Here is a 26377-nt window from a genome sequence, read left to right as displayed (position 1 = left end):
CAGCATCATTCCGTCAAGTTAAAAGGAAAGCTTTTGAAAATTTGAGCCGATTTGTACCGGATTTCTCTCAGTGAAGGTTCTCACTGAAGATCATTTTCACCTTAGAGCAATATTTGCGGTTCGCGCTTGTCATCGACACCGCACGATGCCCACCCTGATAACGCATGATCGTTCCGCATGTATCTCCACCAGCCAGTTTGTAAGCCATTGCGAGATATTTGATGCCGTATTGCAGATTTGTATCGGGATCAAACAACCCCGATGCGTCACCGCCATATCCTAATGATTGCGCAGTTCTTGGGTGAATTTGCATCAGCCCGATGTAAGGACCGTTTCGGGCTCTCGGGTTATAGCGGCTCTCAACCCTAACAACCGCTTCAGCAAACTTATACGGAATACCATTTGCAGCCGCATGTTTTGAAATCAGAGAGCGTAAGCTCGCAGCGCGATCCGGATCATCACCAATGATATGGTTGAGCTTTGACATTCGTCGCTGACGTGGTGCCACATTATCAGTCTCCGGCTCACCAACACTTGATGGTGGTGAATTGAATAATCTTTCAAAGAAATTCGGAGAACCATTCTTGCTTTGAGCAACTGGTGCAGGTTGATTTGCCGCCACCACATCACTCTGCACATTGGTATCTTCAAACCCCGCAGGGCGCTGAGGAGGCAATGGCACGGCAACATCGATCTCATTTGGAGGCATGATAGATTGCTTGGCACCTTCAGGATTTGCTGGAATATTTGCAGAGGCGACAACCTGCGGTGCCTCTGCCTGAACCTGTGGCTGCTGTAAGCTGGCACGCAGAGCCACCGCAGAACGACCCTGACCATCCAGAGTACCTGCGGCCTCAGCCGTTTGCACTTGCGCATCACGCGGGCGTTCTGGCGGATAAGGTGCAAAAAGAGTAGTAGTCTTTTCCGGCTTTTCTTGAGAAAGCTGCTCTACCACTTCCTGCTTCTCTTCTCGCGGAACACGCTTAAAACCATTGGCATTAATAACCGGCGCTGCTCCCACCAATGGCTTTTCAGAAACCAGTAATGACCCATTCATACCCATATTACCGCGAAGCTGGTTTGTCGGCGGCAGAACGAATGGGGGAGCAGAAGGCGATGCCAATTGCTTAACTGGCACTGAAGGTTTTATTTCCGGCGTCCCCATCTCACGGGGCTGTGGTGGGCTGGTTTCTTTGAGTTGTGGGGCCTGAGCTGCAACAGTTGAACTGTTCTCTGCCTGTTTCTTGTCTACGTCTTCAGCAACAACAGCATCCAGTCCTTTTGGGCGTTTTGGAGGAATGGGTGCCGCAATGTCTGTCTCAGATGGCTGGGAAGATACATTTATGTCGGCCGGAGTGCGGTTCCATTCGTGGATGGGCACCAGCATCTGGGCACGGTCATTCCCACCGCCTTCAGCATAAGCAACAGAGCCATAAAGCATGGAAGCCGACATCACCGACATCAGGTATAGCATACGGATGAAACGATCTTTTACCATCTCACCCTCCTGTTCAGTTGGTTAACCAAGGGCCCGAAAATGCAAATACAACTTGGGCATTTTTGTGTCGTGTGTTTTTGAACTCAAGCATTCTTTAAGAAAAAAAATCTAGCAAACATGATTCAATTTTAAAATACAGCACCTTAGTGATGAGGCATTAATCACGTTAGCTCAAGAAAAGCAACATCAGATATTATCGTGATGAGGGCTGGCGCATGGCAAATACTGACCTATATCTGAAAAATGAAACTAGCAGGCTTAAAACCTGTTGCGTCTAAACCATGTCAATTAAGGAGAATAGTATGAAAACTATTTTATATCTGACAATGACGTCAGCTCTCGCCTTATCCTTAGGTGCCTGTAACAGTTATGACCGCGGAGATCGTGCCCTTGGTGGTGCAGCCCTTGGCGGTCTTGCAGGTGCTGCAGTTGGTGGCGCTGCAACAGGTAAAGCTGGTGGTGCTCTTGCTGGTGGTGCCCTTGGTGCAGCTGGTGGTGCAGTGATCGGTTCAGCAACAACACCTGATCGCCCACGCTATCGTGATGGTTATTATCGCAACGGTCGTTATTACCGCAACGATCCATATTATTATTGATATTTCATCACTTGAAAACATTTACAGCCGGGAAATCCCGGCTGTAGTTTTATCCTGATACATTGTTCCCCTCATAATATTCAGATAGATATACGGCATCCCAATGATGGAAATTGCCGATATGAGCCAACATCCCAAACCCGACAGCCCTGTTGCCACCAAAGTATTTCCGTCACCCAACCACGGTGAACGGGTCGGGGTATCCGCACCTGATCTGATCATTCTGCATTACACCGGGATGCCAGATGCCGGTGAAGCCCTGCAGCGGCTTTGCAACCCGGTCGCTGAAGTCTCCTGCCATTACTTTATCTTTGAAGATGGCCGCACTCTTCAGCTTGTACCCGAAGCTCGTAGGGCATGGCATGCAGGCGTATCATCATGGGCTGGACAAAAAGATATCAACTCACGCTCCATCGGCATTGAGATTGCAAACCCCGGCCATGAGGGTGGCTTACCTCCCTTCCCGGAAGCTCAGATCAAAGCGGTCATTGCACTTTGTAGAGATATTGCCCAGCGCTGGCAGATTAAACCGCAGGATATTCTTGGGCACTCCGACATTGCTCCCGGACGCAAGGTTGACCCCGGTGAATTATTCCCGTGGGAGCAGTTGCATCGCGAGGGTATCGGGCATTGGGTTCCACCTGTCTCAATGACAACCGGCCCAATTTATAAGCGAGATGATCAAGGTGCTCCCATTGAGGCCTTACAGGCCATGTTTGCCATGTATGGCTACGGCATCATGATCAATGGCGTTTATGATCAGCAGATGGAAGATGTTGTTGCTGCTTTCCAGCGCCACTTCCGTCAAAATCAGGTCGATGGTATCGCCGACACATCAACTCTGGCAACATTGCGTGAACTGATTAATTCCCGACCATAACTAATTAAAAAGCCCCGTCTCCGGGGCTTTTTCTTAATCTCGGCTTGGTGTGTAATTCAGTATTGGGCCAAGCCAGCGCTCCATCTCTGCAACCGGGCGTTTTTTACGCTCTGCATAATCCTCAACCTGATCACGTTCAACTTTGGCAACGCCAAAGTAATAGGCATCAGGATGCGCAATATAGAGACCTGATACCGATGATCCTGGCCACATGGCATAGGATTCTGTCAGCTTAACGCCAATGCGACGCTCGGCATGCAACAGATCAAAGATCGTCTGCTTCTCAGTATGGTCTGGCTGTGCCGGATATCCCGGAGCAGGACGGATACCGCGATATGCTTCACTGATCAGGGCATCATTGTTAAGATTTTCATCTGATGCGTACCCCCAGAACTCTTTGCGAACGCGTTCATGCATCCGCTCAGCAAATGCTTCAGCGATACGATCTGCCAGAGCTTTGACCATGATTGATCGATAATCGTCATTGGCGCGTTCAAACTTCTCGGCAATACGCACTTCTTCAAGCCCGGAAGTAACAACAAAGGCACCAACATAATCCGCAACGCCACTATCCCGGGGGGCAACAAAGTCAGACAGACAGACATTCGGCTTACCATCACGACGTGGAAGCTGCTGGCGCAAACCATGCAAGACAGCGAGTTCTTCCGTGCGGCTTTCACCGGTATAAAGCTTTATGTCATCACCTTCCGTATTGGCAGGCCAAAAACCGATGACTGCCTTTGGATTGAACCAACGTTCGGCAACAATCTTCTGAAGCATTTCCTGCGCATCTTCATAAAGCTGACGCGCGGGTGCTCCCTGCTTTTCATCCTCCAGAATAGCCGGAAAGCGTCCTTTCAGCTCCCATGTCTGGAAGAATGGTGTCCAGTCGATATAAGGGAGCACTTCACCAACATCATATGTCTGGAAAATACGGGCATCGGTAAAGCTCGGCTTCTGGACGGAGTAGTTCGCCCAATCCAGCTTCAGGCTATTGTTACGAGCCTGTTGCAGAGGGATACGCTGCTTATCAGCCTCAGCACGCGCATGGGCATCCGCAACCTTGCGATATTCTGCACGGATACCTTCAACGTATTCTGCCTTGTTTTCTTCAGACAGCAGTGAAGATACGACACCAACAGCCCGGCTGGCGTCATTGACATGGATAGCCTGCCCCTTCGCGTAGGAAGGGTGAATTTTAACGGCTGTATGAACGCGGCTTGTCGTTGCACCACCGATCAGCAGTGGAATATCAAAGCCCTGTCGCTCCATTTCACTGGCAACATTGACCATCTCATCGAGAGACGGCGTAATAAGGCCCGAAAGTCCAATGATATCGACATTCTCTTTTTTAGCCGTATCGAGGATCTGCTGCATCGGTACCATCACACCGATATCAATGACCTCATAGTTATTACAGGCCAGCACAACCCCAACGATATTCTTGCCAATATCGTGAACATCACCCTTTACTGTCGCCATCAGGATTTTACCGGCAGACTGTCTGCCTGTATCACCATTGGCTTTCTTTTCTTCTTCCATGAAGGGCATGAGGTAAGCCACGGCCTGCTTCATGACACGGGCTGATTTAACCACCTGCGGCAGGAACATCTTACCGGCACCAAACAGGTCACCAACCACGTTCATTCCGGACATCAAAGGCCCCTCGATGACATCAAGTGTCCGAGTGGAATTCTGACGTGCCTCTTCCGTATCAGCATCAATAAATTCAGTGATACCATTGACCAGCGCGTGTTCCAGACGCTTCTCAACCGGCCATCCACGCCATTCCCGATCAACCACTTTCTGTGTGGTTGAGCCATCTCCCTTAAAGCGTGGAGCAGCTTCCAGCAGACATTCTGTTGCATCCGCCCGACGATTGAGAACAACGTCCTCACACAGCTCACGCAATTCTGGATCAATCTCATCATAAACAGCCAGCTGCCCGGCGTTTACAATCCCCATATCCATACCAACCTTGATGGCGTGATAAAGGAAGACAGAATGCATCGCCTCACGGACCGGCTCATTCCCACGGAAGGAAAACGACAGGTTGGAAACACCGCCTGAGACATGGGTATGTGGCAGAGTTTCATGAATGATGCGTGTCGCCTCGATGAAGTCGACGCCATAGTTATTATGCTCTTCAATACCCGTTGCAACGGCAAAGACGTTCGGGTCGAAGATAATATCTTCTGGTGGGAAGCCCACCTGTTCCGTCAGGATTTTATAGGCACGCGTACAAATCTCGACCTTACGTTCCTGCGTATCAGCCTGACCTTTTTCATCAAAGGCCATGACGACAACAGCAGCACCATATGAGCGACAAACGCGCGCCTGCCTGATGAAGTTCTCTTCGCCTTCCTTCATCGAAATAGAATTGACAATTGCCTTACCCTGCAAGCACTTCAGTCCAGCCTCAATGACCTCAAACTTTGAGGAATCCACCATGACCGGAACACGGGCAATATCTGGCTCAGAGGCAACCAGATTGAGATACTCAGTCATCACCTTCTCTGAATCCAGAAGGCCTTCATCCATGTTCACGTCAATAATCTGCGCACCGACAGCCACCTGATCACGGGCAACATCCAGAGCCGTTGCATAATCACCGTTGGTGATCAGCTTACGGAAACGCGCAGAACCCGTAACATTGGTCCGTTCCCCAACGTTTACGAAGGGAATATCTTTGGTGAGAACAAACGGCTCCAAACCTGACAGACGCATCAGGGCTTCAACTTCAGGAACTGAGCGCGGCTTCTTGCCTTCTACTGCCTTTGCAATGGCAGCAATATGTGCAGGCGTTGTCCCACAGCAACCGCCAAGAATATTCACCAGTCCGGAGTCAGCAAACTCTGAAACCAGAGCCGCCATAGCCTCCGGGCTTTCGTCATAGAGACCAAACTCATTTGGAAGGCCAGCATTTGGATAAGCACAAACCAGAGTATCGGCAACCTGCCCGATCTCCTGAATATGCGCACGCATTTCACGGGCACCAAGAGCGCAGTTCAAACCAATCGATAAAGGCTCAGCATGACGAACCGAATACCAGAATGCACTTGGTGTCTGCCCTGAAAGCGTACGACCGGAAAGATCAGTAATCGTTCCGGAAATCATGATTGGCAGGAAAACACCTCTTTCTGCAAAGACAGTCTGCGCCGCAACAATGGCCGCCTTGGCATTCAGCGTATCAAAGATTGTCTCAATCAGAATGATTTCTGAGCCACCATCCATCAAACCACGGACCTGCTCAATATAAGCATCCCGCATCTGATCGAATGTAACGGCACGATAGCCCGGATTATTTACATCCGGAGAAATTGATAATGTGCGGTTTGTTGGCCCAAGTGCGCCAGCAACAAAGCGGCGACGACCATCCTGCTTCTCAGCAATCACGGCAGCTTCACGAGCAAGCTGCGCGCCTGCCCGGTTCAGCTCATGAACCACATGCTCCAGCCCGTAATCTGCCTGTGCAATGGATGTCCCTGAGAAGGTATTGGTCTCGACAATGTCAGCACCAGCCAGAAAATAATCGAGATGAACTTTCCGAACAGCATCCGGGCAAGTCATCGACAGGATATCGTTATTGCCTTTGAGATCGATTTTGCTATCGCGGAACAGATCTCCACGGAAATTTTCTTCTGTCAGCTTCTGCTTCTGAAGTTCCGTTCCCATGGCTCCATCGAGGATAAGAATACGTTCAGAAGCAGCCTTCTGAAGAGCTGCAGCAATTTCCTGACCATCAAGCGGGGGAATTTGAAAATCGGACATAAATTCTTACCTCGGGAACCTAGGTTAAAGTAAAAACCGGTTTTTACTTCTGGGCACGCAATCCAAGCAGATGACAAATGGCATAGACGAGATCGGCCCGGTTCATTGTATAGAAATGGAAATCATTGACGCCCTGGTCAACCAGATCAAGCACCTGCTCAGCAGCACAGGCAGCTGCAATCAGACGTCGCGTCTTCGGATCATTCTCCAACCCTTCGAAACGATTGGCAAGCCAAGCGGGAATACTTGTCTGTGTTTTCTCGGCAAAGGCAGCTGTCTGCGTAAAGTTCAGAACCGGCAGAATACCCGGTACAACCGGAATTGTTATACCCCTTGCCCGCACCTTATCCATAAAGCGCATGTAAACATCGTTGTCGAAGAAAAACTGGGTAATCGCTCTATCTGCACCCGCATCAACCTTGGCCTGCAAAGCATCAATATCAGCATCCAGACTGGAAGCTTCCGGATGCTTCTCTGGGTAGGCAGAGACGGAGACTTCAAAATCACCAACCTTCTTGATTGCCTCCACCAGATCACAGGTCTGCTGGAACCCTTTCGGGTGTGCAACATATCGAGCATCCAAGCCATCAACTGGGTCACCACGCAGGGCCACAATATGACGTACCCCAGCCTCGCGATAGGAATGCACAACATCCAGTACATCTTCCTTACTGGCGGCAACACATGTCAAATGAGCGGCTGGCTTCAGGTGCGTTTCTTTGACGATACGCGCAACAGTCGCATGCGTGCGCTCACGGGTTGAACCGGCAGCTCCATAAGTGACTGATACGAAATTCGGGTTCAGTGGTGCCAAGCGCTCAATGGATTCCCACAAGGTTGCTTCCATCTCATCGGTCTTTGGTGGGAAAAACTCAAATGAAACATTGATTGGGGAACCGCTCTGGCGGCTCAACCGCGTATGATCCAATGTCATTTTTAGCTCCTGATTTCTCTTACTTTTGCTTGAAAATTAAAGATTACCCAACATGCCCGTTCAAAGGCCAGTCGGTCATAATTCGTTTATCCTGCCCAAGCCATATGGAAACAGTCAGTGCTTCTTTTGCACCCTTTGGCGGTGGCAGATCAGAGGTTGCTGCACACTCCAACCCGGCTTCATTAAACCAGCCAGTCATCTGCTCAGTGCTAAAGCCCAAACGACGATGCTCCTGCTCTTCACGCAGGAATTCAAGATTATGCGGTGCGAAGTCGATAATCAGCAATCGCCCGCCAGGGCGTAAATATCGTGATGCTTCACGGATCGCCCGGGCCGGGTCATCAAAATAATGCAAGACCTGATGCAGCACAATCAGATCAAATTCATCCCGTTCAAATGGCAGAACATGAATATCCCCCTGCCGCAGCTCAACACCACTTAACCCGGCCTTTTCAAGATTAGCGCGGGCAACAGAAAGCATCGCATGGCTGGCATCAAGACCTACAATGCGGCTGGCCTTATCGCCCAAGAGTTTGAGAATATGGCCAGTTCCGGTACCCAGATCGAGAAGACCACGAATGGGTTTATCACCAAGAATATCCAGAATAGCTTTATCAACGGCCTCTTCTGACGCATGGAGAGAGCGCAAACGATCCCATTCATTTGCCAGACGAGAGAAATATCCCTGAGCCTTCTCTGCCCGTTGCTGACGCACAAGCGTAAGACGATCACGGTCATTGGCAATGATACGATCAGAGATATCCAGACACTCAAAAATCGTGCTGAGAATTCTCGAGATATCGGTTTCCTGAGCGAGAGAAAAGAAGGCCCAGGCCCCTTCCCGATGACGCTCAATCAAGCCTGCATCAACCAGCAGCTTCAAATGGCGGGAAATACGTGGCTGTGACTGTCCCAGGATATCTGTCAGATCTGATACGGAAAGTTCGCCACCTTGCAAAAGCACAAGAATACGGAAGCGTGTTTCTTCCGCAACTGCTTTTAAAACAACAAGTGCCCGATCCATCGAAAGAGCCATGGAGCAAAATCCCGCAATCTATTTAGATAAGATATAAAGATATCTTTATATCAATAAAAAAGAACTGACAAGCGGAAAGGCTCTCCCTTCACAGGTTCGAGCAGAAATTCTTAAACAGTTGTTGTCAGGCTTTGCTTCCAGCAGGTCTTTTTGCCAAAACTAAGGTAGCATCAGTAAACTTGAGGTCATCAAAATTAAGCAGTCAGCATAAGAGTGCGCCATTTCAATTATTATCGGATATTCGCTTACCGAATATCTTTCTTCAACCAAAAGCTATAGCACGACATATCCGTCAGAAAGATATATATCCTTGATATCATCATCCTGCGTTTCAGAACGCAAACAATGGATAACAGATAGATGAGTAAAATCGGGGATATGCTGGTTCTCGTCGATGAAAATAACACGGAAATTGGCTCTGAGAACAAGCTGAAAACCCACCAGACCGGCGCGTTACATCGTGCCTTTTCCATCGTTATCTTTGATGATGAAGGACGGATGCTGTTGCAACAACGTTCGCTCATAAAATATCATTGTGGTGGCTTGTGGACCAATACCTGTTGCAGTCACCCGCAGGTTAATCAAACCATGGATGAGGCATTACATAAACGTCTTCAATTTGAGATGGGCTTCGACTGCCCTCTCACTTTTCATCACAGTTTTACTTATCGCGCTGAATTTGAAGATACTGGCCTGATCGAACATGAATTTGATCATGTCTATACCGGTCTCTTTAATGGAGCCCCCCAGCCTAATCCTGATGAAGTCATGGCTTATGCATGGCATGATATGGATGAGCTTGATGCCCTGATAGTAAAAGAACCAGAGCGCTTCACACCCTGGTTCATCATGATAGCCAATGAATTAAGAAACGAGAAAGCCTGATTACTTCTTTGGCTTCATCATATTCGTGACGTGATATTCTTCATAAAGCCTTGTGCGCAGCTCTTCCGGTGTGGTTGCCTTATCAGAAGGCAGGCCGCCCGGCGTCATATCGCGATAGCGTGAAAACTGCATATAACAGTTGACCATAAAGGCACCGGCAACTGCGACAGCCACAGCAACAATATTCTCCCACGTCAGCGCTTCTGTACGCCAATATCTCATCAGGATAATAATCACTGCCGTTAAGATCGCAAAAATGACGACCTTCTCATACAGTATTCTCAGAAGCACGATTACATGTGCACTGATACGATCCCAGCGTGTTATTGTTTCCATTATTGCCCCAACTTATCCAGCTCTGGCTTTACTGTACCTAACGGAACAGTGGCTCATCAAAACTACGCAGCTTCCGTGAGTGCAATGACGTCAACTGACTCTGCATAATACCCAATGCCCGGATGCCAATCATAAGATGCTCGCCAACGGCTCTCTCATAAAAAGCATTTGCAGCTCCCGGCAATTTAATTTCACCATGGAGCGGCTTGTCCGAAACACAGAGCAATGTACCGTAAGGAACACGGAAACGATAGCCCTGAGCTGCAATTGTCCCACTTTCCATATCAACAGCAATGGCACGGGAAAGATTAATCTGGCGGCGCTCACGGGACCAGCGTAATTCCCAGTTCCTGTCATCATAAGTCACGACAGTACCTGTTCTGAGGCGGCCTTTAAGCGCTTCACCGCGTTCCCCCGTGATCTGGGCCGCAGCTTCCTGCAGTGCCACCTGCACTTCAGCAAGAGCTGGCACTGGTACATCAGGAGGTACGGCTTTATCCAAAATATGATCGCGGCGCAGATATCCGTGAGCCAGAACATAGTCACCAATGCTCTGGGACTGGCGCAATCCGCCACAATGCCCGATCATCAGCCAGCAATGTGGGCGTAAGACAGCCAGATGATCGGTAATCGTCTTCGCATTTGATGGGCCAACACCGATATTAATCAAAGTCAGCCCGGCACCACCATTTTTCCTTAGATGGTAAGCAGGCATCTGGAAACGGTGCCATGGAGAAGAAGCCGCACGTTTCATAGCCTCCTTCTCATCCATATCTTTATCAATAATAACTCCGCCAGGCAGTTCTAAGCTATCGTACAGGCCTTCATTGATCTGCTGAAGAGACCAATTGATGAACTGGTCTACATAACGATGATAGTTTGTCAGCAAAATCCATGGCTGAACAGATCGCCAGTCCGAACCCGTATAATGAACAAGGCGGCTTAAAGAGTAATCGACGCGAACAGCTTCAAACAGTGATAATGGCCATGGCCCTTCCTCGCTTGTCTGAAACTCACCATCGGCAATTTCATCACCAACACTTGAGAGTAATGGAACGGGGAAATAATGAGAAACTTCCGGCCCCTGCTCTGCTCCCTTGAAAAGCTGGTCACCTTTTTCAAAGGTATAGGGATAAGGGATCTCCTGTTCAGAAAGCCCAACCTGAATCTCTACACCATAGTCAGCAACAAGCTCTGTCAGCATATCGAGGAAATAGCTACGGAAAGCTTTTGGTTGCGTTACCGTTGTCCGGTAAATACCTGGCTTTTGAGGTTTTGCATAAGCTCTTTGGCGGTCAGCTACACCCGATTTCGGCTCGAGAGCACCACGATAGATGATACGTAATTCCGGATATCGGAAACCTGCACGCTCCTGAGCCGTTGGCGGCTCACCACCCGCAGCAAACTTCTCTAACGCTGCACTTTGTGAACGTATTGCGTCCCTGTAAAGCGCCTCGAGTCTATCCACGGCCTGTTCCGGAGTTGCGATATTCTCTAGAGGGCAAATATCTGCATCAACACAATGTTCAGTCTTATAGTTCAAATGGCACCTCGGCGTTTCGTAATTCTTATCGTTAATCTGGTCGCTTATAGTTCAGATAGAGTTGCCATGTCTGTTCACAAGAGCACACCAGATTTCTGAGCAGTTATCCAGAAACATAACAAGATTGCAGAACTATGACATAGAATATTATTCTATAAATATTAAGCCAACAAAAAAGCCGCACGAAGCGGCTTAATTCTGGGATATTCAGACAGCTTAATTCAGTACAAGATTGGATGCAGCCGTTTTACCGCGATCGGACTTCAGCTCATAGCTAATTGCCTGCCCTTCCGTCAGTGTCTGCAGGCCAGATTCCCGAACAGCAGTCACATGTACAAAGACATCCTTGCCTCCATCCTGAGGCTGAATAAACCCATAGCCTTTGACTGGATCAAACCACTTAACTGTTCCGGAATTCTTATCCATAACGCGTTTCCTCTTCTCTTTATTTACAAAATGAAAGGAGCTTTAAAACTCTACATTTCAACATGATTAAGAAGGGCTACGCGAGAACCGTCAAGTTCGCTTTTGGTAAAACACTTGTTAGATTTTCCCGCATTCAAAAAGAATAATATTTCAATACACGGACGCAAAAATACAAACATACCAGAAATAATTTATTGATAATCCTGATTAAAATAATCCATCAACCAGACCATCCCGGGTTACAGAAATTGCCTCTGCGGCAGGCTTTCGTGGCAAACCGGGCATCGTCATAATATCTCCGCATAATGCCACAACAAATCCGGCGCCAGCTGATAATCTGATTTCTCTAATCGGGATGATATGCCCGGATGGTGCCCCCATCAGATTTTTATCCGTGCTGAAAGAATACTGCGTTTTCGCAATACAGACAGGCAGATTACCCCAACCTTCTTTCTCAAGTTTGGCAAGCGTTGCGGCAGCTGACGCTTCAACAGCGATATCAGCTGCCCCATAAATCTTCTGGGCGACACTTCTGATCTTTTCGGTCAATGGTTGATCATCCGAATAAGTCAGTTTCAGATTAACGGCACTGGAGGCAATCGCTTCAATCACTTGACGCGCCAGCTTTTCAGCACCTGCACCACCATCACTCCAATGGCTGGAGAATATTGCTTCAACACCTAGTCGATCACGGCAAAGATCACGGACAACCGCAAACTCAGCCTCCGTATCCGTCACAAAATGGTTGAGAGCAACCACAACAGGCAAGCCAAATGACTGCATGTTTTTGACGTGACGCTCCAGATTGGCAAAGCCACGTTTTAAAGCCTCTATATCTTCATGTGCCAGATCAGCTTTTGCGACCCCACCATGCATCTTGAGGGCACGAAGGGTTGCAACAACAACACAGGCATCCGGACTTAAACCTGTCTGCCGGCATTTAATATCAAGAAATTTCTCTGCACCCAGATCTGCACCAAAACCTGCTTCCGTCACGACATAATCCGCAAGCCTCAGCGCTGTTTCAGTTGCAATCACTGAATTACAGCCATGCGCAATATTGGCAAATGGCCCACCATGAACAAGCGCAGGTGTCCCTTCAAGAGTCTGTACGAGGTTTGGCTGCATGGCATCGGCTAAAAGAGCTGCCATAGCGCCAACCGCTTTAAGATCACCTGCAGTTACAGGCTGACGATCTGTAGTCTCTGCCACAACGATACGCGCTAAACGCTCCTGGAGATCATCAAAATCCTTTGCCAGGCAGAAGATGGCCATGATCTCGGAGGCAACGGTAATGTCATAACGGCTTGAATGTGAGTACCCGTTTGACGGGCCTCCTAAACCAACCACAATATCCCGCAGGGCACGATCGTTCATATCAACGACCCGGCCCCAGTTGATGCGACGGGTATCAATATTGAGCTCATTACCCCAATAGACATGATTATCAACCATAGCGGCCAGCAGATTATGGGCTGCCGAAATCGCATGAAAGTCGCCTGTAAAATGAAGATTGATCGCATCCATCGGCGCAACCTGCGAACGCCCTCCGCCTGTCGCACCACCTTTTTGACCAAAGCATGGGCCAAGAGATGGCTCACGTAAAGCAAGCATCGTTTTGCAGCCAACACGCTTAAGGGCATCACCAAGACCAATAACTGTTGTTGTCTTCCCCTCACCCGCGGCTGTTGGTGATATGGCCGTTACCAGAATGAGTTTACCACGTGGCCGGTCCATCAATTGTGCAATGAATGAACGGTCAAGCTTCGCAATATAACGCCCATAAGGGTTCAGTACATCTGATGGAATATCAATTGAAGCTGCGATATCTGTGATTGTCTTAAGAGGCGTTGAGCGAGCAATCTCAATATCTGTTGGCATATCCACTCCCCATGCAGTCAATTATTTCCAATATGAAAGCCTTACCTGACAGGAATTTTCTGTCAAACAAAAGCCTTACAAGAGAAAAGAAGACGACTGAATGCTCACAAAATTTAAGTAATAACTCGTTTGATTTCAGCAAAAAACGTGCGCGACCGCACAACTCCTTGAAAATACACTAACTCATTGTTTTAACATATTTAGTTGAGATTTATCTTGCATGCGTTTCCATAGAAATTTTTAATCAAACCGTTGTGCGATCTACTTTTGAACGATTAAAAGACAGAAAATATTTGTTAAATAGATCAATACGTTAGCCTATTGCAGAAATTTCAACCCCCATGCTAGCCTTTTGATATTGCCAATGTTTGGGGAAGCTCCCCGCAACAATTGGAGCAAAAAATGTCTCTCCGCAAAAGCATATCAAGACGGCAGGTTCTTATCTCGTCAACAGCCGCCACCATTTTCATAGCAGGAAGTGCAGTCGCAAAAAGCATTTCCGGGGCCATGCCTTGGCAAGGTGGCATCGCATCGCCCGTATCACCCCTTAATCCAAATGGCTGGCTGACCTTCTCACCTAAAGAAGTTGCAATCGTTGAGGCCATTGTAGACAGGCTTATTCCTGCTGATGAAAGCGGGCCTGGCGGTAAAGACAGTGGTTGTGCTCTGTTCATTGACCGCCAGCTTGCTGGTCCTTATGGCGGCGCAGAAACCATGTATATGCGACCACCATTTATGACTGGTGTTCCCGGCCAGGGAACCCAAACGCAGTTCTCTCCCAAACAGCAGTATCGTCTCGGACTATCAGCCCTTGACGACTATTGTATCAGAACCTTGGGTAGCAAAGGGTTTGCTTCGCTTTCACCAGCCGATCAGGATAAGGTTCTGCGGGATATGGAAGCAGGCAAAATCAAATTTGAAGGTATTTCTGCAAAAGATTTCTTCCATCTTATCCTGACAAATACGCAGGAAGGCTTCTTTGCCGATCCGATTTATGGTGGCAACAAGGATATGGCAGGCTGGAAACTTATTGGCTTTGCCGGAGCTCGCTACGATTACCGGGATTACATAGACCAGCACAACAAACCCTTCCCGCTTCCGCCTGTCAGTCTGCAAGGGCGCGCGGAATGGAACCGCTGATTTTCAAAATATAAAACTGAAATTATTTTAAGACAGGAGCATATTATGGCTCGCAAACTTCCCCGCAAGGATGTCGTTATTATTGGCCTTGGCTGGACAGGTTCTCTACTGGCAAATGAGCTGACAGATGCAGGCCTAGATGTCGTCGCAATTGAGCGCGGTCCCTGGCGTGATACTGCAACCGACTTCTCTCCAGCCCAGAGCCCGGATGAGCTACGCTATGCAATACGCCTTGATCTCTTTCAAAGACCTGCTCAGGAAACCTATACCATACGCCATAATGCCCAGCAGACGGCACTACCTATTCGCCAGTTCGGCGCATTCTTACCGGGCACAGGTGTTGGCGGTGCAGGAGCCCACTGGAACGGTCATACATGGCGCTTCAATGAAACAGATTTCCGGTTACGCTCACATCTGACATCACGATACGGAGCCGATGCCATTCCTGAAGACATGTCTATTCAGGACTGGGCTGTTTCATATGATGATCTTGAACCCTTCTACGATGCTTTTGAAAAAATAGCAGGCATCTCCGGTAAGGCAGGGAACCTGCGCGGACAAATACAGGAAGGCGGAAACCCTTTTGAAAGTCCACGCCAGAATGAATACCCCCTCCCGCCTCTGAAGGACAATTATTCCAACGAGCTTTTTGCGCAAGCCGCAAGAAGTATGGGTTATAAACCCTTTTCACGCCCATGTTCGAATGCATCACAAACCTATACCAACCCGCTTGGTGTCACGATGGGCCCCTGTACCTATTGCGGCTTTTGTGAGCGTTTTGGTTGCGGCAACTATTCCAAGGGAAGCCCGCAGACATGTGTCCTTCCTGTTTTAATGCGCAAATCCAACTTTGAGGCCCGCACCAATTCTGAAGTTCTGAAAATTCTCAAACATCCGTCGGGTGAACGGGCTAGTGGCGTTCTTTATGTTGATGCCAGCGGCGAGACCTTCGAACAACCAGCGGATATTGTCCTTGTCTGCCCGTTCGGACTTCACAGCGTCCGCCTGTTGCTTCTCTCCGGTATTGGTACACCGTATGACCCGGTAACGGGCGAAGGTACGGTTGGTAAAAATTTTGCCTATCAGACATCCGGCTCTGCACGGCTTTTCTTTGAAGGCAAGCATTTCAACCCGTTCATAGCAGCCGGTGGGTTCGCCCAGTGTATTGACGAATTCAACGGTGATAATTTTGACCACGGCGGCCTTGGCTTTGTTGGTGGTGCATGTATTGCGACATCAAATACCCATGGCCGTCCGATCTCTTCATCACAGATTGTACCTCCCGGAACGCCACAATGGGGTTCTGGCTGGAAAAAGCAGCTTGCCGACACCTATCAGAACTCAATGCTGGTTTCCGGACAGGGAAGTTCATACTCGTATCGGGACTGTTATCTCGATCTTGACCCAACCTATACGGATCGCTTTGGCCGCCCATTGCTGCGCATGACTTTCGACTGGAAGGACAATGAGCGCAAAATGACAAAGTTCATTGCAGAGAAATGCGTTGAGATCGGCAAAACGATGGGTGCAAAAACTATTGCAGCCTCAACATCAACGGAAAATCCGTTCTCCGTTGTTCCATACCAGACAACGCATACAACGGGTGGTGCCATTATTGGTGACAGCCCAAAGAACAGTGTAGTCAATCGGTATATGCAGAGTTGGGACTTGCATAACGTCTTCGTTATGGGCGCATCAGCTTTCCCACAGAACCCCGGCTACAACCCAACTGGCACAGTTGCAGCCCTGGCACTTTGGGCATCACACGCTATCCGAACCCAATATCTGCAACAAAACGGACCTCTGGTCCGTAGCTAAGGGGAGTATGAAACAATGAAACATCTCAGCTTCCCACAACTCCACAAAGCAGTTTACACACTGGGCCTTCTGGCAGGAGTTCTGACAACCTCCTCATCTGCAATCGCAGCCGACGACGCTTATTTTGAGACTTTACAGAAGGGGCTTTACTTAACCCGGGCAGCAGATTGCCAGGCATGTCACACTGCGCCGGGTGGCATTCCTTTTGCGGGTGGCCTCAATATCAAAACACCATTTGGTACGATGATCTCCCCCAACCTGACACCGGATGTTGAAACAGGTATTGGTGGTTGGTCCGATCAGCAGTTTCTGATGGCAGTCAAACATGGCATACGCCCGAATGGACGCAAGATTTACCCAGCCCTCCCCTATAACTACTACACCAAAGTGACGGATGAGGATGCGCTGGCGATCAAGGCTTATCTCAACTCACTCCAGCCAGTCAGAAACCCTGTCGTAGCCAACCAGCTGCCTTTCCCATTCAGCATTCGCTATGTTGTAACAGGCTGGAACATGTTCTATTTCACGCCGGGTGATTTCAAACCAAATCAGAATAAATCGGAAGAATGGAACCGGGGTGCCTATCTGGTTGATGGTCTTGGTCACTGTGGCGCCTGCCACACCCCACGCAGTATACTGGGTGGCGAAACAAGCGCCTATCTGCAAGGCACGGAGATAGAAGGTTTTACAGCCCCTAATATTACCAGTGATAAAAGAGTTGGTCTTGGAGACTGGTCAGTCGATGATATCGTTCAATATCTCAAGACAGGCCGCAACCATATAACAGCTGCAACTGGCCCAATGGCTGAGGTCGTCAACCTATCGACACAGCACCTGACAGACGCTGATCTAAAGGCAATGGCTGTCTATCTGAAAGATCTGCCAGGTGGTGGCGATAAAGCCCCGATACCTTTGGCAGCGACAGATTCAGTTATGAAAGCTGGTCAGGCCATTTATATTGATAACTGCTCAGCCTGCCACGCTTCCAATGGTGCCGGGGCCTATCCAATCTTCCCATCACTTAAAGGCAATGCAATCGTGCAGTCCAAGAGCACAGCAACATTACGCCATGTTGTCCTGAACGGTGCAAAATCAGCAGTCACGGATACAGCACCGACAGCACCGGCTATGCCTGCTTACAACTGGAAACTTAATGATGATCAGATTGCAGCTGTTCTGACCTACATCAGAAACAGCTGGGGCAATGCGGCTGCGCCTGTCAGTGCAAGCGAGGTAAAAGATACACGCTCTTCACTTGCTGTCAGCCACTAATAAAGCGGATAAAACACAGGACAGAAAAACACTTCTCTGTCCTGTTTTATTTTCGCCCCTGACCCGGAATAAGTGGGGGCACGAAATATCCGGATCAGGGTCTGCAAGGAATGCCTTGTGCTCTGGTTGGAAGAAGAGCATTCCTGCATTATTATAAATTCACCACTTCATCCGATATCCGGCCATACCGCTGAAGCTGTAATCATCACCAAAGTTCTTCGTGCTGCTGCCAAGATTGGCATTGGCATAGATGGAGTATTTGTCATCATTCCAGTTGTAGGAACCACCGACCCCGATCTCGGCCCACAGGCGTTCATCCTGAGTATGGAAAGCAATATCACTGACCGATACTCGGCTGCGTCCCCGGAACTCATTGTTCAGGTTGGCAATTCCGTAAACATGGGCGCGACTCCGCGTATTGTCTTCCGCTTTCCAGGAAGCTTCATAATCCATGGCAAGACCAAGACGTGCTTTAAAGCTGTCGCTGCTGCCCAGTTTGACATGCGACCCATAGACATCCCTGAAGCTTGAGAAGCCGACATCCGAGTAGACCAGCTGGATTTGCGGGATCAGCGAGAAGTTCTCATTCAAATGATAGCGCCAACCCGCTTCAACAGACAGGACATAGCCATAACCACTGTTGTCCTTGACCATCTTGCTGCCGGTTGTGGTTGAGGACAGATCACTGTTGAACCATGTGTATTGCCCCTGAGCATCCACATAGAGACCGTTTTTGCCATACCATGTCAGGCTGGTACCGAGACTGTAAGATTCGGTATCAATTTTGCCATAACCTGTGGAGCTTTTGATCTTGGCATTGGCGTTCCCATAGGAGAAACTGACACCACTAACCAGTAACGAGCCATCGACTGCTTCGTAAAGGGGGGCATCCAGACCGGACTGGAATTTCCAGTGATTGATATTGCTGGTTGCATCGACAGTTGAGCGTCCTGCTTCCGAACGCTGGCGGTTATTCTCGGCACGCGCCCAGATGCCTGTGCTTTCAACCGACGCTCCGCCCAGACCAGCCTGCGGCTGCCAGAAGCGTTTACCGACACGCTGCTGCAAGGTGGAAACCGTATTCAGCTGCGCCAGCACTTGCGGATACTGCTGATAGACAGCGGCAGCCGGATGGTAACGAGGTGTGGAGATATTGGGGCCCGGCTTGTCCAGATCAGACGGCAAATCAGTCATAAGTCCGGAAAACAGATACCACTCGCCACCGGTTGCGCCACCAGTTTCCCGGTGGTGGAGCGTATAGGCAAAGGCACCACCAATCACAGCCTGTTGGCCATCTGTCGTGACGTAGTCACCGGCCAGTGTAAAGGCATTATCCGGAGAGATGCCTCCAATCTCAATAACCTGAATACCGTTGATAGTATAGCCACCCGTACCACCAAGATTGGCGACCCGGACAGTGGTAGTACCTGAAACATCGCCGGTAATAACCAGACGATCTGTCGGAGAACTGTCATTGCCAAGAACAGTTTCAACTAACAGCACACCATTATCACCGGTATAGTTTCCGGCAACGGTCAGCGTCCCTATTGATACCCCCGGAGCAATGGTTCCGGCGTTGGTGGTATCACCGATGATGCCGTTACCTTCCAGCCTGCCGCCAGACAGGATACTAGCGGTTGCGCGCGATATGTCATTATTAATCTGGACGATACCTGCCTCACTAACCTGAATTTCTCCGGTGAAATCGCCATGAGAATTAGCAAAAATAGTGCGTCCAGAGATAGCTTTGATCAAACCGTCACCGACCAGTCCGTTTCCGGAGCTGACGGTGTTATCAGCGCCACCGTTAATACCGGCATCAAACACATAATCCGTTTTAATATGGTTGAATAAAATAGAGCTGTTATCTGACGAATTTAGTAGTATTTTTTTTGCTTCTATTGTTCCTGGTGCCGTAGCAGGTTGCTCTGCTTCTGCTCCGATAATAATTCTACCTGTCGCACTTCCATTGAAACTGACAGAAATCGCTTGTCCAGCGGTAGAGACATGGCCTCCATCGGATATTGTGAGGATACCGTCGCCGTAATATCCGACATATAGCTCTCCACCGACATCCCATCTTGCGCCTGCACCGGTTATGTTTGCTGAGCCGATTGAGCCTGTATTATGGGCAATAAAAGCATCTCCAGTGGTTGTTACAGTACCGCCATTTGATATTGTGAGCGTACCATCACCGCTGTAGCCGACTGCAAGGTTTCCAGTAATCCACTGAGAGCCTGCATCTGTAACCGTAACCGTGCCGTTTGAAGCATTGTTGAAGTAGCCCCCAACAATAGCATACGCATTCGTTGTGACCTTTCCTCCGTCGGAAATAACAAGTGTGCCATCCCCCCCCCTGTATCCGACATAGAGCTCTTCATTATTCCATTGAGACCCCGTGCCCGTTACCGTAACAGCTCCGGTTGAGCCTGAACTGCTTCCCAGATAAGAATAGCCACTTGAAACACGGCCTCCTTCGGAAATGATAAGTATGCCATTTCCCTCTTCTCCGACTGTAATCTCTCCACCTATATCCCAGCGTGACCCTGATCCGGTTACAGTGGCTGTGCCATTACCGGTACTCTCAGGCCAGTCGCCGGGGCCGGGCATGCGAATAGTATCGCCAAGAGTGGCATCGCCTGCAGTACTGACAGTTCCGCCATTTGTAATGATAAGGCTGCCAAGATTGATGTGTCCTAGAATGAGAGAACCATCGATTTCCCATCGCGATCCAGTACCGGTTATGAATGCATTACCCTCACCGGCTACGTATTCTCCGTCCCGATATCCCACATTGTTGCCAAAAGAGACATCACCTGAAGTTGTGACGACACCACCATCCGCAATTATGAGGTTACCAACAGTCGCCCCCCCGATTTTGAGAAAACCTGTGATATCCCAACGTGATCCTGCCCCAGTGACGGTAGCTGTGCTGCTTTCAAAACCTGTACCAAGGAAATGCTCACCTGAGCTTGTGACAACGCCACCATCTTCAATGGTAAGAGACCCGATATTCTGAAAGCCGATATAGAAACGTTGGCTGCTGACATTCCATTGTGACCCAACACCCGTCACAACAACCTCTCCTGCCGCACTTATACTTGTAGAAGAACCTCCAAGGTATATATCGGTCGAATTTGTGATAACATTTCCACCATCAGAGATTATGAGCTTTCCATTGCCTGAATCACCGATAACCATCCGATAGGTCGTGATATTCCATTGTGACCCTGCACCAGTCACTGTCACAGTTCCGTTTGAGTTCTTCCCAATATATGTGAGTGTTGAATTTACAACACCACCATCAGCGATGATAAGATTTGCAGCACCACTAAAGCCGGCATACAGAGCATCAAGGTCCCACTGTGATCCTGCACCGGTTACAATAACTGTGCTCGTCGAACCGGCAGCATAACCTAGATAAGCGTGTCTAGTTGTAACAGTAGCCCCATCTGCAATAGTAATGATGCTGTTTCCGGAATATCCGGCATGAAGGTCGCTCGTTCTCCAGCTTGACCCGGGGCCTGTTACAGTAACCGTGCCAGTTGAGCCTGTATTTGCGCCAATAGTGGTATCATATGAAATGACACTGCCACCATTCGAGATTGTGAGGCTGGCATCCTGATCATTACCTACTGTCAGGGTACCACTGGTCCACGGTGAATTCATATCCCCGGGAACCGTTATCTCCTCACCATCAATAATATATTGCGCCAGAGCAGCAGGGCTGCTTAGAGCCAGTGCCAGTGCAGATGTACCCGCAAGGAGCAAATGGTAAGCATAACGTCTGTTTGCTTGCAGTTTTTGATGTATTATTTTTGCAAAATAATGTGACCCCAGAGAGCTCGTATTCAAAGTTCTATCCCCACTTATAGATAACGTGGGTTTAAAAATTTGTTCAAATGGTTAACAAAAAGTTAATTTCACTCAAAACGAATGTTATTTTATTTTGACTTATGTCATCAATGTATAATAAACAACTGATAAAACTTATAAAATTTCAGTAATAAAAACATGTATTTTGTATTTAATTTCAAAAATAATGCATAGAATATTTTTCTTACATTGAAATGGCATATAAATGATTCACAAAAATCAAATATGAAACGAATCAATATGAATTTTAAAGCAACTAAATTTTGGTTATTCAAATTTGCATTTTAGATAAAGTCCAGATGACATAATTTTCATGTCAATATAACGATCTGGAACATCATAATGTTTACAGTCACGTTTGCGACTTTTGCATTAAAAATATGATGATATTACCTCAAAATCCTCGGTTATATACCTGCATCCCTATTTGCAAAATTGATATGGCAACAATGCACCGAAGACGCTGATTGATCGGAACAGCATATTACAGACAAAAAAACGGGGCTGATATCAGCCCCGCATCCGTTAACCGCTTTTATTTTCAGCGTGTAAACTTCTTGTACTTAATCCGGTGCGGGATTGTTGAATCTGTTCCCAGACGACGCTTCTTGTCTTCTTCGTAGTCGGCAAAGTTACCCTCAAACCATTCAACATGGCTGTCGCCTTCAAAAGCGAGGATGTGGGTTGCGATACGGTCAAGGAACCAGCGATCGTGGCTGATGATAACAGCACAACCGGCGTAATCTTCCAGAGCTTCTTCAAGCGCACGTAACGTATCAACGTCAAGATCGTTGGTCGGTTCGTCGAGGAGCAGAACGTTTGCACCACTCTTCAGAATTTTGGCAAGGTGGACGCGGTTACGTTCACCACCCGAAAGAACCCCAACCTTCTTCTGCTGGTCACCACCTTTAAAGTTAAAGGCAGAAGCATAAGCACGTGAGTTGATTTCACGCTTGCCGAGATACAGAATTTCATTACCATCAGAAATTTCTTCCCAGACAGTCGCATCGTCCCGGAGAGTATCACGTGACTGGTCAACATAACCAAGCTTAACGCTCTCACCAATGGTGATGCTGCCCTCATCCGGCTTTTCCTGCCCCGTAATCATACGGAACAGGGTCGACTTACCAGCACCGTTCGGGCCGATAACACCAACGATACCGCCCGGAGGCAGTTTGAATGAAAGTCCATCAATCAGCAGCTTGTCTTCAAAGCCCTTCTTGAGGTTTTCAAACTCAATAACGTTATTACCAAGACGCTCGGCAATCGGAATGATAATCTGGGCAGTTGTCGGGGCCTTGTCATTAGCCTTGGCCACCAGCTCTTCATAACGCTGAATACGGGCCTTGGACTTGGCCTGACGTGCCTTCGGTGAAGCAGCAACCCACTCACGTTCGCGTTCAATGGTGCGCTGATGAGCTTCTTCCTCACGGCCTTCCTGTGCAAGGCGCTTCTGCTTCTGCTCCAGCCAAGAGGTATAGTTACCTTCATAAGGAATACCACGACCACGGTCGAGCTCAAGAATCCAGCCAGTAACATTATCAAGGAAGTAGCGATCGTGGGTCACGATCAGGATAGCGCCCGGATAATTACGCAGATGACCTTCAAGCCATGATGTTGTTTCAGCATCAAGGTGGTTGGTCGGTTCGTCGAGGAGCAGCAGTTCTGGCTGTTCGAGCAGCAGGCGGCACAGAGCAACGCGGCGGCGCTCACCACCGGAAAGCTTATCAACGGCCCAGTCATCTGGTGGGCAGTTCAGGGCATCCATTGCCTGCTCAACCTTGGAATCGAGATCCCAAAGGTTCTTGGCTTCAATCTCATCCTGCAGACGGGTCATCTCATCAGCCGTCTCGTCGGAATAGTTCATCGCCAATTCATTGTAACGATCAAGAAGGGCCTGCTGTGGCGCAACGCCTTCCATAACGTTTTCACGAACCGTTTTTGTAGGATCAAGCTGAGGTTCCTGAGGCAGGTAGCCAACACGGGCACCCTCTGCAACCCAAGCCTCACCATTCCACTCTTTGTCGATACCAGCCATAATACGCAGAAGCGTTGACTTACCGGCACCATTGACGCCGAGAACACCAATCTTTGCATCAGGGTAGAATGACAGATGAACATTATCCAGAACCTTCTTCCCACCAGGGTAGCTCTTGGACAGGCCTTGCATGTGATAGATAAATTGACGAGACACTGAATGATCGCCTTGCTGTTAGTTCAATATGAATGGAATTCTTTCAATAGTGCTTAGCAGGAGCACGAGGCCGGGGCAAGCGGCGGCTTAACGGCTCCTAAAAATTACATAGCAGGCATATTATAAAAATAGCGCTTTTTAATAATTGAATATTGCCAAGCTTAGCGTTACTCCATTAGTGGGATGTAATTATCAGCATCACATCAGCCTGATGATTAGCAACTTATAACAACAGCTTTTCAAAGCGCAGCATAAAGTAGGAAACATCATGACCGTTCTCGTTGGCAAACAGGCCCCTAATTTTACAGCCGAAGCAGTTCTTGGAAACAATATTATCCAGACAGTCAATTTTAACGAAATTACCAAGGGCAAGTACTCTGTTCTCTTCTTCTATCCAATGGACTTTACATTCGTTTGCCCGTCAGAGCTGATTGCTTTTGATCATCGCCTTGAAGAGTTCAAGAAGCGTAATGTTGAAGTTATTGCGGTTTCCATCGACAATCCTTTCACACACCTTGCCTGGAAGAATACTCCAGTGAACAAGGGTGGCATTGGACAGGTCGGCTACACAATGGTTGCCGATATCAAACACGAAATCGCACAGGCCTATGGCATTGAAGACGTTTCAGGCGTTGCGCTGCGCGCTTCATTCCTGATTGATGAAAACGGTATTGTTCAGCATCAGGTCGTCAACAACCTGCCATTGGGCCGCAATGTTGATGAAATGCTACGTATGGTAGATGCCTTACAGTTTACAGAAGAAAACGGTGAGGTTTGCCCAGCTGGCTGGATGAAAGGCCAGGCAGGCATGAAAGCTTCAACAGAAGGTGTTGCAGAATATCTGTCTGAGCATAATTCCAACCTCTAATAATATGAAGAAAAGGCCTCAAAAACATTGAGGCCTTTTCTTTTTTCTATTCAATTTTAAATTAAATAAATTATTGCCTTGTATTTGACACATTCATCGCTATATTAAGATGATCAATATCGATATTATTGATATTGCGGTTCAGTCATCTTGCAAATTGTAAGACTTGTCTAAAGACATAGCTGAAACGCAATAACATAATCTCCTGGAATATATTTCCTTCTAGGCATGTGACCACGGATGTACTGGCACGAGCTGAATGCAAGTAGATACAGGAGAGAACGAGGAAGAGCTGGATCATATCGTCCGGCTCTTTTTTGTTATGCGGAAAGCTCCTGCATATATTTCTGTAAGAACAGGGCATGGTTATAGGTTGTATCATGTGCCGCATAAAGCAGGGTTACCTTCCCCTCTGCGATAATCTTCTGAAGGTGAGCGACAGCTTCGGGATTTCCAGCGAGCTCCTGCCGATACCGTCTTTCAAACTCCTGCCTTTGCGACATATCCTGATGGAACCACTTACGCAGCTCATTGCTTGGCGCAATTTCCTTTAACCAGAGTGTCAATTGCGCTTTGCCCTTTGTCATCCCTCGCGGCCAGAGACGGTCAACAAGAATACGCTGCCCATCGTTGCCATCTGGCATATCGTAGACACGTTTAACGGCTATCTGCATCTTATTACTCATTGGCGACAAAGATAAATTCAACAGCCGCAATATAGGTTGACGGCCTGAACTTGTACTTGCTCTTCAGATACTGATATTCATCCCAAATACGATAAGCAGACTTCTCTGAAACAGACTGCGGGTTATCATTACTATTGATAAACAGCTTATTGCTGATACGCGCCAGATACACAGGCCATGAAGGATGGAAGTCATCCTCCTGCTTCTTGCTGCCAACAACAGTGGCATCCTGCTTGGATACCCAACTACCAAAGAAACTCCACTGAGGCGCACCAATGATATCCGGCAAATCAAAAATAATATGGAAGAGCAGATAAAGGCCTGACATTTTCGGAAGATCCGCAACTTCAATATATGACTGAAGAGCACTCTCAAGTTCCTCTTGCCGCCCCTGTTCAACAGCCTCCAGAAACTTAACTGATACCTCTTTCAGATTGACAAGATCAGACTGCGTCATCGGCGTCTTGACTGATGCTTGAGACCAATCCGGAAGCAGCGCAAAAAGCTCTTTCAAATTGCTCAAGACAGATTGGGAAAAGGCAGAGGTTGCAGACACGCCGGCTGCTATACCGAACAGCCCTGCAAATCCCCAACACAAACTCTCCCTGCGCGTCAACGTTGATCGCATGTCAGACTGGCCGATGATCTGACCAATGTGCTTCATGAGTATCTCCTGTCGCAAATCAGTTAGTTTTCAGTGACCTATCGTTGAGCGTCAAATATGAAAATTCAGTGAC

The 26377-nt window shown here is 48.3% G+C and carries 19 protein-coding genes; 7 read left to right on the top strand and 12 right to left on the bottom strand.

Annotated elements, in window-relative coordinates; translation table 11 throughout:
- Positions 1 to 67 precede the first annotated feature (67 nt).
- Positions 68 to 1498 carry a lytic transglycosylase domain-containing protein gene (locus WJT86_RS09590; protein WP_346337344.1) on the bottom strand — a complete coding sequence of 477 codons (1431 nt, stop codon included), beginning with the start codon at positions 1496 to 1498 and terminating at the stop codon, positions 68 to 70.
- A gap of 302 nt (positions 1499 to 1800) precedes the next feature.
- Between WJT86_RS09590 and WJT86_RS09585 the strand changes: the two genes are divergently transcribed.
- Positions 1801 to 2094 carry a glycine zipper domain-containing protein gene (locus tag WJT86_RS09585; RefSeq protein WP_346337343.1) on the top strand — a complete coding sequence of 98 codons (294 nt, stop codon included), beginning with the start codon at positions 1801 to 1803 and terminating at the stop codon, positions 2092 to 2094.
- A gap of 121 nt (positions 2095 to 2215) precedes the next feature.
- Complete coding sequence (locus WJT86_RS09580; protein ID WP_346337342.1) at positions 2216 to 2974, top strand: N-acetylmuramoyl-L-alanine amidase; 759 nt, start codon at positions 2216 to 2218, stop codon at positions 2972 to 2974.
- A gap of 33 nt (positions 2975 to 3007) precedes the next feature.
- Here the strand turns inward: WJT86_RS09580 and metH are convergent, their stop codons facing one another.
- From metH to WJT86_RS09565, 3 genes are read right to left on the bottom strand one after another with little or no spacing between them, the layout of a single operon-like run.
- Positions 3008 to 6745, bottom strand: a complete 3738-nt coding sequence (metH, locus tag WJT86_RS09575) for a methionine synthase (protein WP_346337341.1) — start codon at positions 6743 to 6745, stop codon at positions 3008 to 3010.
- 43 nt (positions 6746 to 6788) lie between these two features.
- Complete coding sequence (gene metF, locus WJT86_RS09570; RefSeq protein ID WP_346337340.1) at positions 6789 to 7679, bottom strand: methylenetetrahydrofolate reductase [NAD(P)H]; 891 nt, start codon at positions 7677 to 7679, stop codon at positions 6789 to 6791.
- 43 nt (positions 7680 to 7722) lie between these two features.
- Positions 7723 to 8715 carry an ArsR/SmtB family transcription factor gene (locus WJT86_RS09565; RefSeq protein WP_346337339.1) on the bottom strand — a complete coding sequence of 331 codons (993 nt, stop codon included), beginning with the start codon at positions 8713 to 8715 and terminating at the stop codon, positions 7723 to 7725.
- A 360-nt stretch (positions 8716 to 9075) separates the two neighbouring features.
- Here WJT86_RS09565 and idi point away from each other — a divergent pair, with 360 nt between their 5' ends.
- Positions 9076 to 9600, top strand: coding sequence for an isopentenyl-diphosphate Delta-isomerase (gene idi, locus WJT86_RS09560; RefSeq protein WP_346337338.1), 525 nt, complete (start codon positions 9076 to 9078; stop codon positions 9598 to 9600).
- On the opposite strand, the gene WJT86_RS09555 is transcribed toward idi, so the two are convergent.
- The 4 genes from WJT86_RS09555 to WJT86_RS09540 all read right to left on the bottom strand — a co-directional run bounded on the left by WJT86_RS09555 (position 9601) and on the right by WJT86_RS09540 (position 13786).
- Positions 9601 to 9936 carry a hypothetical protein gene (locus WJT86_RS09555; protein WP_346337337.1) on the bottom strand — a complete coding sequence of 112 codons (336 nt, stop codon included), beginning with the start codon at positions 9934 to 9936 and terminating at the stop codon, positions 9601 to 9603.
- 37 nt (positions 9937 to 9973) lie between these two features.
- Positions 9974 to 11479: an AMP nucleosidase gene (locus WJT86_RS09550; protein WP_407066940.1), complete on the bottom strand. Its 1506-nt coding sequence runs from the start codon at positions 11477 to 11479 to the stop codon at positions 9974 to 9976.
- A 216-nt stretch (positions 11480 to 11695) separates the two neighbouring features.
- Entirely contained in the window at positions 11696 to 11905 is a 210-nt protein-coding gene (locus WJT86_RS09545; RefSeq protein ID WP_346337336.1) for a cold-shock protein, read from the bottom strand.
- 207 nt (positions 11906 to 12112) lie between these two features.
- On the bottom strand, positions 12113 to 13786 hold the full coding sequence (locus WJT86_RS09540) for a formate--tetrahydrofolate ligase (protein WP_346337335.1): 1674 nt from the start codon (positions 13784 to 13786) through the stop codon (positions 12113 to 12115).
- Positions 13787 to 14188: 402 nt separating this feature from the next.
- Between WJT86_RS09540 and WJT86_RS09535 the strand changes: the two genes are divergently transcribed.
- From WJT86_RS09535 to WJT86_RS09525, 3 genes are read left to right on the top strand one after another with little or no spacing between them, the layout of a single operon-like run.
- Positions 14189 to 14926 carry a gluconate 2-dehydrogenase subunit 3 family protein gene (locus WJT86_RS09535; protein ID WP_346337334.1) on the top strand — a complete coding sequence of 246 codons (738 nt, stop codon included), beginning with the start codon at positions 14189 to 14191 and terminating at the stop codon, positions 14924 to 14926.
- A 45-nt stretch (positions 14927 to 14971) separates the two neighbouring features.
- The gene (locus WJT86_RS09530; protein WP_346337333.1) at positions 14972 to 16744 is read left to right on the top strand and encodes a GMC family oxidoreductase; all 1773 of its coding nucleotides are present in this window, start codon (positions 14972 to 14974) and stop codon (positions 16742 to 16744) included.
- 15 nt (positions 16745 to 16759) lie between these two features.
- Entirely contained in the window at positions 16760 to 18016 is a 1257-nt protein-coding gene (locus WJT86_RS09525; protein ID WP_346337332.1) for a c-type cytochrome, read from the top strand.
- Positions 18017 to 18175: 159 nt separating this feature from the next.
- Here WJT86_RS09525 and WJT86_RS09520 read toward each other — a convergent pair whose 3' ends face one another.
- Positions 18176 to 21871, bottom strand: a complete 3696-nt coding sequence (locus tag WJT86_RS09520; protein WP_346337331.1) for an autotransporter outer membrane beta-barrel domain-containing protein — start codon at positions 21869 to 21871, stop codon at positions 18176 to 18178.
- Positions 21872 to 22433: 562 nt separating this feature from the next.
- Complete coding sequence (ettA, locus tag WJT86_RS09515) at positions 22434 to 24086, bottom strand: energy-dependent translational throttle protein EttA (protein ID WP_346337330.1); 1653 nt, start codon at positions 24084 to 24086, stop codon at positions 22434 to 22436.
- Positions 24087 to 24354: 268 nt separating this feature from the next.
- Here ettA and WJT86_RS09510 point away from each other — a divergent pair, with 268 nt between their 5' ends.
- Positions 24355 to 24954: a peroxiredoxin gene (locus WJT86_RS09510; RefSeq protein WP_346337329.1), complete on the top strand. Its 600-nt coding sequence runs from the start codon at positions 24355 to 24357 to the stop codon at positions 24952 to 24954.
- Between the two features lie 320 nt (positions 24955 to 25274).
- Here the strand turns inward: WJT86_RS09510 and WJT86_RS09505 are convergent, their stop codons facing one another.
- Both WJT86_RS09505 and WJT86_RS09500 read right to left on the bottom strand, forming a co-directional pair.
- Positions 25275 to 25628: a DUF488 domain-containing protein gene (locus WJT86_RS09505; RefSeq protein WP_346337328.1), complete on the bottom strand. Its 354-nt coding sequence runs from the start codon at positions 25626 to 25628 to the stop codon at positions 25275 to 25277.
- A gap of 4 nt (positions 25629 to 25632) precedes the next feature.
- Positions 25633 to 26304 (bottom strand): hypothetical protein, encoded by a 672-nt coding sequence (locus tag WJT86_RS09500; RefSeq protein ID WP_346337327.1) that lies wholly within the window; start codon positions 26302 to 26304, stop codon positions 25633 to 25635.
- Positions 26305 to 26377: the final 73 nt, after the last annotated feature.

The organism is Hohaiivirga grylli, assembly GCF_039655745.1.
GTDB classification, from domain to species: domain Bacteria; phylum Pseudomonadota; class Alphaproteobacteria; order Rhizobiales; family Beijerinckiaceae; genus Hohaiivirga; species Hohaiivirga grylli.
This window is presented reverse-complemented; position numbering and strand designations above follow the sequence as displayed.